The 12,913-nt window shown below is 39.6% G+C and carries 11 protein-coding genes and 1 pseudogene; 11 read left to right on the forward strand and 1 reads right to left on the reverse strand.

Annotated elements, in window-relative coordinates:
• Positions 1–159: 159 nt before the first annotated feature.
• Both ileS and AC2TDL_RS17435 read left to right on the forward strand, forming a co-directional pair.
• Positions 160–3,252, forward strand: coding sequence for an isoleucine--tRNA ligase (gene ileS / locus AC2TDL_RS17430; RefSeq protein WP_484697321.1), 3,093 nt, complete (start codon positions 160–162; stop codon positions 3,250–3,252).
• A gap of 87 nt (positions 3,253–3,339) precedes the next feature.
• Positions 3,340–3,672 carry a DUF5665 domain-containing protein gene (locus AC2TDL_RS17435; protein ID WP_484697322.1) on the forward strand — a complete coding sequence of 111 codons (333 nt, stop codon included), beginning with the start codon at positions 3,340–3,342 and terminating at the stop codon, positions 3,670–3,672.
• Between the two features lie 3 nt (positions 3,673–3,675).
• Here AC2TDL_RS17435 and AC2TDL_RS17440 read toward each other — a convergent pair whose 3' ends face one another.
• Complete coding sequence (locus AC2TDL_RS17440) at positions 3,676–4,362, reverse strand: TraR/DksA C4-type zinc finger protein (protein WP_484697323.1); 687 nt, start codon at positions 4,360–4,362, stop codon at positions 3,676–3,678.
• 249 nt (positions 4,363–4,611) lie between these two features.
• Here AC2TDL_RS17440 and lspA point away from each other — a divergent pair, with 249 nt between their 5' ends.
• From lspA to AC2TDL_RS17485, 9 genes and pseudogenes are all read left to right on the forward strand, one after another.
• The gene (gene lspA / locus AC2TDL_RS17445; protein WP_484701267.1) at positions 4,612–5,100 is read left to right on the forward strand and encodes a signal peptidase II; all 489 of its coding nucleotides are present in this window, start codon (positions 4,612–4,614) and stop codon (positions 5,098–5,100) included.
• Complete coding sequence (locus AC2TDL_RS17450) at positions 5,090–6,046, forward strand: RluA family pseudouridine synthase (RefSeq protein ID WP_484697324.1); 957 nt, start codon at positions 5,090–5,092, stop codon at positions 6,044–6,046. The genes lspA and AC2TDL_RS17450 overlap by 11 nt, the downstream gene beginning before the upstream one ends.
• 165 nt (positions 6,047–6,211) lie before the next feature.
• Positions 6,212–7,447, forward strand: coding sequence for an LL-diaminopimelate aminotransferase (locus tag AC2TDL_RS17455; protein ID WP_484697325.1), 1,236 nt, complete (start codon positions 6,212–6,214; stop codon positions 7,445–7,447).
• Between the two features lie 254 nt (positions 7,448–7,701).
• Complete coding sequence (locus AC2TDL_RS17460; RefSeq protein ID WP_484697326.1) at positions 7,702–8,286, forward strand: hypothetical protein; 585 nt, start codon at positions 7,702–7,704, stop codon at positions 8,284–8,286.
• Positions 8,287–8,333: 47 nt separating this feature from the next.
• On the forward strand, positions 8,334–9,056 hold the full coding sequence (locus AC2TDL_RS17465; protein ID WP_484697327.1) for a hypothetical protein: 723 nt from the start codon (positions 8,334–8,336) through the stop codon (positions 9,054–9,056).
• 127 nt (positions 9,057–9,183) lie between these two features.
• Positions 9,184–10,731: pseudogene (locus tag AC2TDL_RS17470) on the forward strand (IS1182 family transposase); the annotation flags it as partial.
• Between the two features lie 120 nt (positions 10,732–10,851).
• Positions 10,852–11,106 (forward strand): hypothetical protein, encoded by a 255-nt coding sequence (locus AC2TDL_RS17475; protein WP_484697328.1) that lies wholly within the window; start codon positions 10,852–10,854, stop codon positions 11,104–11,106.
• 322 nt (positions 11,107–11,428) lie between these two features.
• Positions 11,429–11,980, forward strand: coding sequence for a bifunctional pyr operon transcriptional regulator/uracil phosphoribosyltransferase PyrR (gene pyrR / locus AC2TDL_RS17480; RefSeq protein WP_484697329.1), 552 nt, complete (start codon positions 11,429–11,431; stop codon positions 11,978–11,980).
• Positions 11,981–11,999: 19 nt separating this feature from the next.
• The gene (locus AC2TDL_RS17485; RefSeq protein WP_484697330.1) at positions 12,000–12,899 is read left to right on the forward strand and encodes an aspartate carbamoyltransferase catalytic subunit; all 900 of its coding nucleotides are present in this window, start codon (positions 12,000–12,002) and stop codon (positions 12,897–12,899) included.
• Positions 12,900–12,913 lie beyond the last annotated feature (14 nt).

The raw sequence follows: 12,913 nt of genomic DNA on the forward strand, positions 1-12,913 counted from the left end.
AGGGACGAGGCTTTTTTGATCGATGTTTAAAACTCGAATCCCATGACGCTGTTAAGCTATGTAACTTGCTTAACTGTTATTGAAGTCTTGAAATTAATAAGCTCAGACTTGTGACAGTTCTGGGCTTAGCATTTGTTATATTTGAAAGGAGCTGTCAATATGCAACGCGTAGATGTAAAAGAGCGTGCGCGTGCTCGTGAAATGCGAGTACTAGAAAAATGGAGTAAGGAAGATACTTTTAAAAAATCTATTGAAAATCGAGCTGGAAAGCCGAATTTCGTATTCTATGAAGGACCGCCAACTGCTAATGGTAAGCCGCATATCGGTCACGTGCTTGGACGTGTAATTAAAGACTTTATTTGTCGTTACCGTACAATGAGAGGCTATCGTGTAATTCGTAAAGCTGGTTGGGATACGCACGGCTTACCGGTTGAGTTAGGTGTTGAAAAACAGCTTGGCATTTCTGGTAAGCAAGAAATCGAAGAATACGGTATTGAAAAGTTTATTAAGCAATGTAAAGCTAGTGTATTTGAATATGAAAAGCAATGGCGCGAACTAACTGAAGCAATCGGTTATTGGACAGATATGGATCAACCGTATATTACACTTGATAATAATTACATTGAAAGTGTATGGCATATCCTTGGTACAATCCATGAAAAAGGATTGTTATATCGTGGACATCGCGTAAGCCCATATTGTCCTTGCTGTCAAACAACACTAAGCTCCCATGAAGTAGCGCAAGGCTATGAAGATGTTAAAGATCTAAGTGCTACTGTAAAATTTAAGTTGAATGATGCAGATGAATTTATCCTTGCATGGACAACTACGCCTTGGACATTGCCTGCGAACGTTGCGCTAGCAGTAAATCCAGAGTTGACTTACGTAAAAGCTTCCAAAAATGGCGAAGTATATATCGTTGCAGAAACACTAGTATCATCTGTATTGAAAGAGGACTATGAAGTATTAGGAACAGTCAAAGGCAGCGAACTTGTTGGCCGCAGCTATACTGCACCATTTAATTATGTAGCAGTTGAAAAAGGTCATATCGTAATCGCTGGTGACTTTGTTAGTGATTCAAGCGGTACAGGTATCGTTCATATCGCACCAGCCCATGGTGAGGATGACTATCGTGTAGCTAGACAAAACGGTATCAGCATGCTGTCTGTTGTGAACAATGCTGGATGTTATGTTGATGCAGTAACGGATTTGGCAGGTCGCTTTGTAAAAGACTGCGACGTAGATATTGTAAAAATGCTTAGCGAAAAAGGACTGCTATTTGCTAAAGAACGTTATGAGCACAGCTATCCATTCTGCTGGCGTTGTAAATCTCCATTATTGTACTATGCGACTGAGAGCTGGTTTATTGAAACAACAGCAATTAAAGATCAGTTAATTAAAAACAATAGTGAAGTAGATTGGTATCCAGGTCATATTCGTGAAGGACGTTTTGGAAAATTCCTTGAAGACCTTGTTGACTGGAATATTAGCCGCAATCGTTATTGGGGTACACCGCTAAACGTTTGGATTTGTGAAGCTACCGGCAAACAGTATGCACCTAAAAGCATTGCTGATCTTCGTGCACGTGCAGTTGGTGACGTACCAGAGGATATTGAATTGCATAAGCCGTATGTTGATGAAATATTGCTAAAAAGCCCATTTGCTGAAGGGGCTGTTATGCGTCGTACACCAGAAGTTATTGACGTATGGTTCGATAGCGGTTCAATGCCATTTGCTCAACATCATTATCCATTTGAAAACCAAGATACGTTTGCAGATCAATATCCTGCGGATATTATCTGTGAAGGGATTGACCAAACACGTGGTTGGTTCTACAGTTTGCTTGCTGTTTCAACACTTTACAATGGCAAAGCTCCATATAAAGCGGTTATTTCAACAGGTCATATTCTTGATGAAAATGGACAAAAAATGTCTAAATCAAAAGGAAATGTTATTGACCCTTGGGAAATTATTGAAGAGTTCGGTACAGATGCTTTCCGTTGGGTAATGTTAGCTGACAGTGCGCCTTGGAACAGCAAACGCTTCTCAAAAGGTATCGTGGCAGAAGCAAAATCTAAAGTTATTGATACAATTGTTAATACTCATGCATTCTATGCGCTTTATGCAACAATCGACGGTTATGTGCATGATCAACATGAGTTTAAGCTGTCGCAAAACAAGCTTGATCGCTGGATTATAAGCCGCTTAAATAGCTTAATTAAAGTTGCAGTTAAGGGCCTAGATGCAAATGACTTCTTGAATCCAGCTCGAGCAATTGAAGACTTTGTAGATGAGCTAAGTAACTGGTATATCCGTCGTTCACGTGACCGTTTCTGGGGCAGTGGTTTAACTGAGGATAAAATTGCTGCATATCAAACATTGCACAATGTGCTAATTACGCTAGCTAAAATTATCGCTCCGTACACTCCAATGCTTGCAGAAGATATCTTTAGCAATCTTGGCGGTGGCGAAAGTGTGCATCTAGCAGATTACCCTGTAGCTGATGAAGCGCTAATCGATTTAGAGCTAGAACGCGATATGGAAAGTGCAAAAGTTATCGTGGAGCTTGCTCGTAACGTGCGTAATGAAACAAGCATTAAAACTCGTCAGCCTCTATCCGAGTTAATCGTATCGCTAGATCGTGATTTCGAATTAGCATCGTATGAGGAAATTATTAAAGATGAAATTAATGTGAAGAATATTACAGTGCAAAATTCTGACAGTGGCTTCGTTGACTTTACACTGAAGTTGAATCTTAAAGTTGCAGGTCGCAAATTTGGTAAATTAGTAGCTCCAATTCAATCTGCCTTTAAGGAAATGACGCCAGAGCAAACCAGAGAAATCGTTCAAGCTGGGCAATACGTGTTTACAACTGAAGACGGTGAGCAAGTCGTTGTAGCTTTAGATGAAATTCTTGTTGAGAAAAAAGCAAAAGCTGGCTTTGCATCGGCTTCAGGCAATGGTATTACCGTTGCGTTAAATACTGACATTACACCTGAGCTAGAGCAAGAGGGCTGGGTTCGTGAAGTGATTCGTGCGGTACAAGACACACGTAAAAAACTTGATTTGCCAATTGAAAAACGCATTGATTTGCAATTGCATGTTGATGATGAGCTAAAAGCTGCGCTTGAAACGTTTAATGATTTATTGCATGAAAATTTACTTTTGCAATCTGTTACTTTTGGACAGACTGAAAATATGGAAATTGTTCAGCTAGGTGAAAAAAGCGTGGGCATTTTCATTAACCGATAATGATATATTAAGAAAGCCCGCTTCGCCAAGTGGCGAGCGGGCTAACTATTAGTTAATTAGTTCGGTGCAACAGGAAGGATGACAACGATGGCTGAAAATGATCGAGAGGAGCTTAATAAGCTTAGACAATCGTTAGATTCAATCGAACAAAAATTAATTAAGGTTACTCATGATCTTGAACGTGCGCAGATTGCAGACTATGTGAATTTGATGAATAAACCACTAAAACTGTTATGGCGCAACTTTTTAGCTGGCATGGCAAAGGGAGTAGGCACAGCAGTAGGTTGGGTATTTTTAGCTACACTTATCCTTTATTTATTACAAATGCTTGGTGCATTAAATCTTCCGATTATTGGTGATTACATAGCTGATATTGTAAGAATTGTTCAAACTCAACTGAATGTTGATGTCGAGCACTAAAGGTTAAAGCTCTTCGAGCTCTTGATCGCCTTCTTCATGCTTCATATAACGCTGATAGGCGTTGTTGCGCACGATGTATACATGTTGACCTGTAATATCGGTAGCGACAAAGCTTTCCATAGGCTCACAAAAGCCATCTAATTCATCAACAAGCTCTTCAGCAAATTCATTGTCTAGCATGGAAATTGCTTCATCATAAGATGAGTTACCATAGCTTAATACCTCTTGAATGCTATCTTCGCCATCAAAGCCATTAAATTCACGGTCATCCATATTGATTTGCTCCATAGCGATTGGCACATATTCATAAGAAGCTGTAAAGGCGTGAGTTTGGGGTCCATGCTCTATACAAGTAGCTGCTTCAGGAAGTGCCTCAAGACGATTTAGCTCAATAGGCTGCTGACAAACGACACAAAAGCCATACGTTTTATTTTCAATGCGCGATAGTGCTTCCTCAATTCGTGCAAGTCGGCGCTCTTGAGCATCATAAAATGCAATTTCTCGTTCCTGCTCGTATATTTCTGTCGCTTGATCGGCAAGATGATTATCTATTTTTGCCAGCTCTGACGATAAATTAAGATCAGTGCTCATTTGCTTGGTGAAGGTTTCTTCATCTAAAATATTTTTTCGTAATTGGAGAAGCTTTCTTTTGAAATGCTGTAGCTTTTTCTCTGATAAATGGGGTTGCATATGATTACTTCACCTCACTTTATATAAATGCTTCATTATTGTGCTTCAAATTTAAGCATTATAATAGAGAAAAGCTTGGATATGCTGGTGATTCTAGGGAGGAGCAATCGAACGAGCTGCTTAATGCTGTTGCAAGTAGAATGTACCGCCAACATATGCTAAACTTACAATTAGCTTGCAAATTATTTGAGGTACGGTATTTCTGAACAAAGCTAATAAACATTACAAGATAGGAGTGAAATGATGCGCATTGTTTTTTTTCTAGTCGCATTTTTAGCGTTTGTACTGGATTATATATCGAAGTACTGGGTTAAAACGAATATGAAAATAGATGAACAATTTAGTGTAATTGGGGACTTTTTTCTTATTACGTCACATCGTAATCGCGGTGCAGCGTTTGGTATTTTACAGGAGCAACGCTTATTTTTCATTATTATTACGATAATAATCGTCATTGGTATTTTATGGTATGCCCATATTATGCGTGAAAAAGGAAGTAAGATATTGCTTATTGGTCTTGCATTAGTGCTGGGCGGGGCAATTGGTAACTTTATTGATCGCTTACGCTTTGGCGAAGTCGTAGACTTTTTCAAATTTAACTTTGGCAGTTACACTTTCCCGATTTTTAATGTGGCAGACTCAGCAATTGTCGTTGGCGTAGCACTTATTATTTTGGATACATTATTAGAGTTAAAACGAGAGCAGAAAGGTAAGGTTGCAGCATCGAATGAAGAATGAGGACTTTGATCTAAATCTTGAAGATGAACGTATAGAAGTATTAACCTTTGAGGCTGCAGAGCAGCATCGCGGCATGCGTATTGATAAATTTGTTCCTGATCAATTAGAAGATTCTTCAAGAACGCAGGTGCAACAATGGATCAAGGACGGACATGTGCTTGTAAATGGCAAGGCAATCAAAAGCAACTATAAGCTCGCAACAGGAGATCATATTCTTATTCAAATTCCTGAAGCAGAGGAGCTGGAAATTGTTGCAGAAAATATTCCGCTTGATGTCATTTATGAGGATAGCGATGTTATTGTTGTAAACAAGCCAAGAGGCATGGTTGTACACCCAGCACCTGGCCATGGCAGCGGGACGTTAGTCAATGCGCTTATGTATCATTGTAAAGATTTATCGGGTATTAATGGTGTATTACGACCTGGTATTGTTCATCGTATCGATCGTGACACGACCGGGTTAATTATGGTTGCAAAAAATGATATGGCTCATATTTCGCTTGCAGAACAGCTTAAAAAACATACAGTAACACGTCGTTATTTAGCGCTGGTCCATGGCAATTTACCGCATGATGAAGGCACAATTGATGCCCCGATCGGTCGGGATCCTCATGATCGTAAGCTCTTTACTGTAACCGAGCATAATGCAAAGAAAGCGATCACCCATTTCCGCGTAGTTGAACGAATTGGTCATGATTTTACATTGGTGGAGTTACAGCTTGAAACGGGCAGAACCCATCAAATTCGCGTTCATATGAAATATATCGGCTATCCTTTAGCTGGGGACCCTGTTTATGGGCGAAATAAAACGGTAGCACTTAACGGACAAGCTTTGCATGCTGGGGTGCTTGGTTTCGATCATCCGCGAACAGGAGAACGCTTATTGTTTGAAGTGCCAATTCCTGAAGATATGAATAACGTATTAATTAGTCTGCGTTCACGTTAAGAGCGCAGGCTTTTTTTATCTTTGAGAATGCAAACATGGCGAAATTTTTAGGTGGATTAAATGTCGATATGTACAAATATTTGACTAGTTACTGCATTATGTTTTCGCGTTATGTAAGTTATGCTTAAAACATGTTACATTGACGCGAAAAGGATTGGTGAAAAAATGGCAACCGTGAATCAACATTTTTTAGACTTACAAGGTAGTTATTTATTTTCTGAAATAGCAAAACGTAGAACGAAATATGTTGGGGAAAATCCAAATGCAGATATTATTAGCCTAGGTATTGGCGACGTTACACGCCCATTGCCGCAAGCTGTTATCGATGCAATGCATCAAGCTGTGGATGAAATGGCTAATTCCAGCTCATTTAAAGGATACGGTCCAGAGCAAGGATATACATTTTTAACAGACCAAATCATTGCTGGGGACTATCGCTCACGTGGCGTTGAGCTTAGCAATGATGAAATATTCGTAAGTGACGGCTCTAAATGTGATGTTGGAAATATTCAAGAAATATTTAGTACAAGCAGCGTAATTGCTGTACAGGATCCTGTATATCCTGTATATGTAGATACAAACGTTATGGCTGGTCGTGCAGGGCACTTTAATACTGAGCTTGGACGTTATGAAAAAATCGTATATTTAGATTGCAATGCTGAGAATGGTTTTAAACCAAGCCTTCCTACTGAAAAAGTAGATCTTATTTACTTATGTTACCCTAACAATCCTACGGGTATGACGCTAACGAAGGATGAACTAAAAGTATGGGTCGATTATGCGCTTGAAAATGAGTGCATCATTTTATTTGACTCTGCATATGAAGCATATATTACTGAAGATAATGTGCCGCACAGCATTTATGAAATTGAAGGTGCGCGTAAAGTTGCAATTGAATTCCGCAGCTTCTCTAAAACTGCCGGCTTTACTGGTATTCGTTGCGCATATACAGTTGTGCCAAAAGAATTAAAAGGAAAAGATGCATCTGGTAATTTAGTTAGCATTAATGAGCTATGGAATCGCCGTCATACTACTAAATTTAATGGTGTTTCTTATGTAACGCAAAAAGGTGCAGCTGCTATCTACTCTCCTGAAGGCAGAGCGCAAATTCAAGAAATCATTAAATATTATATGGAAAATGCTGCTATGATTCGCGATGGCTTAAAAGATGCTGGCTTTACAGTGTTTGGCGGCGTAAATGCACCATATATTTGGTTGAAAACACCAGAAGGCTATGACTCTTGGAGCTTTTTTGATTATTTGTTAAGTAAAGCAAATCTTGTTGGTACTCCTGGCGTAGGCTTTGGTCAATGTGGAGAAGGTTACTTCCGCTTAACTGCATTTGGCAGTCGTGAAAATACGGTACGCGCAATTGAGCGTATTAAGCAATTAAGTTTTTAATCAAATAAGTAGTAAAATAAGTTCTAATAAGCCATAAATATGGGGTTGGAAGAGAGACAGTTGCGCTCTCATCCAACCTTTTTTATTTACTCACTGCAATTTGCTTACATATGCGTATTTGCATCAGTCTATCTTACTGCTCAAGCAACTACGAACGATATAGGATGTTATTTTTTACCTTCCAACTTTACAAAGAACCTTATAAAATTAGAACGAACATCATTTATTTAAAGTATTTAAAGGGGCGTGCCATTATGGGGATTTTTGACCGATTCACAGGAAAAGAATTGGCTCAAAGTATCGATACATATACGAATCAATATGCCGAAATTTTGCTTGGCATGCACCAGCAGATCGTTAAACATCAGCAGCAGCTTAGCAATTTGCAAAAGCAAGTGAATTTGCTAATTGAGGAAAAAGAGCGTTATCCGCACATTTTAGATATAGATAAGGAAATCTTTGCAATCAATGTTCAGTTGACTGCTTTACAAGAAGAGCTTAAGGAAAATGAAAGACGTCTTGATGATAACTTACGATCGGCAATTGCAGAAGTGCATGAAACGTTTAGTGATGAGCTTTCTAATGTGCAGCGAATGATACAAGATCAGTTGAAAGATATGAATGAGCTTTATTTGTCTAGAATGAGCGATTTAAATAGTAAATTGCTAGCTCTTGAAAATGAAATTAGCAGCAATCATCAGCAACTTGTAGAAGCGAATCATCAATTACAACAAAGATTATCAGCTTCGGAAAGCAAATATAAAAAAATATCGCTTATTTTAGGGGCTTTCATCTTTCTTCTAGTGGGATGGGAAATAATTCAGTTTTTCACTCAGTGAGTAATATAAAAGCGCCTGCTATAACCTAGACAGGGGAGGTTAACTTAATGAATTACGAGCAAATCGAGGAGCTGCGTCGAGTTTACCGAAGCAACACTTCTAATTGGAAACGGGAAATTCAGTTATTATATCAATATTATGCACATAATAAAGAAAAGGCGCTTCTGGATATTGCAGCAATGACTGCTGCGCTAGGTGCGATGGCACTTACGAAAAATAGTAACGAAATCAATTTGACTCCGCAAATGGAAGAAGCATTTCATTTGCAATATCCAAATGTTGATTTAAATCAAGTGCTAGCTGAAGGAAATATCGAGGATTATTTGAATGGGTGGAAAGGAAAATATTTCGAAGTACTGGTGCGTGATGAGTTAAACAACGGAGAGATTGTTGGCGATATTCAATTGACTGATGGACAGGTGGCTTATTTGGCAGACAGTCCGACTCAGCCGGGCTGGGATTTGCAAATTGTGAACAGTGACGGAACGGTTGCCCAAGAATTGCAACTTAAGGCAACAGAGTCATTGAGTTATGTGAAAGAGGCATTGGAGAAATATCCAAATATCGAAATTTTAACTACGGATGAAGTTTTTCAAAATGGCGGTTCGGCAATCGAGGCGCTTCATAACAGCGGCATTTCAGATCAACAGTTGGAGGACTTGCTAATTAACTCTACTTCTAGTACAGCAGAGACTGCGGTTGATGCTGCAGATTTTCTTTTTCCTGGTTTTTCTATAGCGGTCATCGAGGCTGGGACAAAACCCAGCTAAATGAAAGAAAACTCCTGGTGCTCTACAAAGTAGAATGCCAGGAGTTCATTTTTTACATACAAAAGGAACACTTTCTGTTAAAATTTAAGTATCTCACCCCAAAAATTTCAAAAGAAAGGTGTTCCTTATGTTTAAAGATTATAACATGAATCAATTAGTTTTGCCTCTAAATTTAGAAGTTAAATTAGATAAACATGATATCGCATTTGCCATTCATCATTTGGTCGAAAGTATTCCAGATGAAGCGTTTCGTTCGTTTGTTCGTCGTGACGGTTGTCCAGCCTATCATCCGCGCATGATGCTCAAGATCATTCTATGCGGCTACACTCAATCTGCCTTTTCTGGTCGTAAAATTGAAGCTCTTACGAAAGACAGTATTCGGATGATGTGGTTAGCTCAAGGCTATGAACCTTGCTACCGTACGATTAATCGTTTCCGTGTTCATCCTGTGATGAAAGACTTACTCCGCCAGTGCTTCGTTCAATTTCGCTCGAAGTTAGTGGAAGAAAAGATCATTACCCAAGAAGCGATGTTCATTGATGGAACCAAAATTGAAGCCAATGCGAATAAGTTCACCTTTGTATGGAAAAAAGCCGTGGACAAACATCATGCTCGGCTCATTGAAAAGTCGAATCAACTGTACAACGAGTTATTGGAACAAAAGATCATTCCAGAGCTTGAACATGAGCAAGAACTCTCTACGGAAAACTTACTGGAGATCGCAGAACACCTTGAGCGAGTGGTTGAAAGCTATACAGAAAAGATCGCAGCATCCGAAGATACGAGTGAACGAAAACAATTACGAAGCAAGCGAAAAGCACCAAAACAACTACTCAAGCAAGTCCGTGATTGGATGGAACGAAAAAACATGTACAAGCTTCATCAACAACGATTCGGAAAGCGCAACAGTTATTCCAAAACCGATCCTGATGCAACCTTCATGCGAATGAAAGATGACTACATGAAGAATGGACAATTGAAGCCTGGATACAATGTACAAATTGCAACCGAAGGACAATACACACTGGCTTATGGTATCTATTCCAATCCAACGGACACCAAGACGCTTATTCCTTTTCTTGATGAAATTGAAACCCATTATTTTGACTTGCCTACCTATATCGTAGCGGATGCCGGATATGGAAGTGAGCAAAACTATGAGGATGTGATCACGAAGCGCAAGCGTGTTCCATTAATAAAGTATACGATGTATGAGCGTGAGCAAAAGAGAAAGTCTAAAACCGATCCATTTCAAACAAGTAACTGGCACTATGATGCCGAAAAGGATCGTTATCTTTGTCCAAATGGACAGGAACTAACGTTTCAACGCTATACCATACGCAAAGATAAAGATGGGTTTGAGCGACAATTCAAGATCTATGCTTGTGCGGATTGTACAGGATGTCCTTTCCGATCCTCATGTACGAAAGCACAAGAAGGAAGACACCGACAACTGATGATCAATGCACGTTGGGAACAACAAAAAACCTATGTAAGAGAGCAGCTTTCAGGAGAAAAAACAGGGGAGATCTACCGTCAACGAAAAATTGACGTAGAACCAGTTTTTGGATTCTTGAAGGCTAATTTAGGTTTCACTCGCTTTTCAGTTCGAGGAAAACGGAAAGTTGAGCATGAGATTGGACTTGCCTTAATGGCAGTAAACTTAAGGAAATATGTGCTACGAACGTAGCATAGCATTAGAAAAACAGAGCCTAAAATGAGCAAACGGTGAAATCTTTGAACAGATTTCACCGTTTGCTTGTTTTAAGAGACAAGTTTTGTCCCAGGCTCTTTATTGACAGGTAAGAAAACATTAGAAATGGCGCGAAGCGACCTGCTCAGTCGAACATTAAAAGCTGGAGCATCACTAAGTGTAGGTGCTGCGGTACATTTTCTTGATGGAGGCTTGTTTAGTATCCCGGCTACGCTTTTAACTCGCATCGGAATTGATCGCATCGAAATATATCGAAATATGGAGCGTTCTACGCAGGCTAAAACAGAAGAGCTTGGCAAATTATTGCCGCAACTTAGCTTAAACACGTCACATTAAAAGATCGGATGATGAATGTTCAATTTTCTTAGATTTGAAACAAAAAGAAAGGGCAGTTTTTCTGCATCAATAGTTGACATTTGATGTCGAACGTGGGATAATTTTTTTGATAGTGATGTACCTTTAATTCAGTCCCGTGAGGCTGGCAAGGTAACGTGAATAATTGGATAAGAAGACTACTTTTTGTGAAGAATCGACCATTTCACAATGGTCGATTCTGAGCTGTCTTTCTTGTCGTGATTTTCATTACTCCTTGCAAACTTCGCAAGGAGTTTTTTTGTTACCGAAGATAAGGTTACAGTAAGCTAGATACTGAGGTGGGATGCTAATGACTGAGAGAGAATGTCATATTTTAATGGATGAAGCAGCTATTCGTCGTGCGCTGACAAGAATTGCTCATGAGATTGTTGAAAAAAACAAAGGAATTGATAATTGCATCATCGTTGGAATTCGCACAAGAGGCGTACATCTCGCTAAGCGCATTGCTGAAAGAATATCTGATATAGAAGGGATTCAAGCTCCAGTTTATGAACTGGATATTACGAAATATCGTGACGATCGCACTGATAGTTTTGAACTGGAGAATGTGGATCACGAACATCAGTTAACGGCTGCCGATGTAAAAAATAAAAAAATCATCCTGTTTGACGACGTACTCTATACAGGACGAACCATTCGTGCGGCAATGGATGCGATTATGGACTGTGGCAGACCACAAAGTATTCAGCTTGCTGTGCTCGTTGACCGTGGACATCGCGAACTACCAATACGTCCAGATTATATAGGTAAAAATATACCTACCTCAAAGCATGAAAGCATTAAGGTCGAACTTACCGAGGTTGATAATCAGGACCAAGTAACGATTTACCATTGAACCATTAGGAGGCGACTATATGAGCACTGCAGCTATTTCAACAAGAAGTTTGCTCGGACTCAAAGATCTTAGTCAACAGGAAATTCAATCCATTATTGATCGAGCGGCATATTGGGAGAAACATCCAAGTAAAACACATGAGCTGCTTAAGGGTAAATTTATCGCGAATATGTTTTTTGAAAATAGCACGCGTACACGTACATCTTTCGAAGTGGCTGAAAAGCGACTTGGTGCAGAAGTAATTAATTTTACAGCAGCAGCCTCCAGCGTAGAGAAAGGCGAGTCTATCTACGATACTGTACGAACGCTTGAATCTATGGGAATCGATGCTGGTATCATTCGCATGAAGCCAGTTGGCTTATTGGCAGAAATCGCACAAAAAATACGTGTTCCGCTTATCAATGCAGGTGATGGTAACAATGAGCATCCGACACAGGCATTACTTGATTTATACACGATGCAAAAGCATTTTGGAGATATAAAAGGCTTAAAGATAGCGATTATTGGGGATATTTTGCATAGTCGCGTAGCACGCAGTAATTTGTATGCTTTGCGTAAATTTGGTGCAGAGGTCGTATTCTGTGCTCCAGATAATATGAGAGCAACTGAGCTTGATGTGACTTATGTAACGATGGAGGAGGCAATTAAGGCGGATGTAGTGATGATGCTGAGAGTTCAGCTTGAGCGTCATGCTACAGGCATGCTAAAGTCTGCTGAAAGTTATCGTGAAAGCTTCGGATTAACTGTAGAACGCGCAGCAAAAATGCAGTCGCATGCAATTATTATGCACCCTGCTCCTGTAAACCGCGGAGTTGAAATTGACAGTGAGCTAGTAGAAGCGCCAAACAGTAAAATCTTCCCGCAAATGTCAAATGGCGTGCCAATTCGAATGGCAGTTGTAGAACGAGCTTTGTCATAACAAATATAGTAATC

The organism is Paenibacillus sp. plas6 (assembly GCF_057221655.1).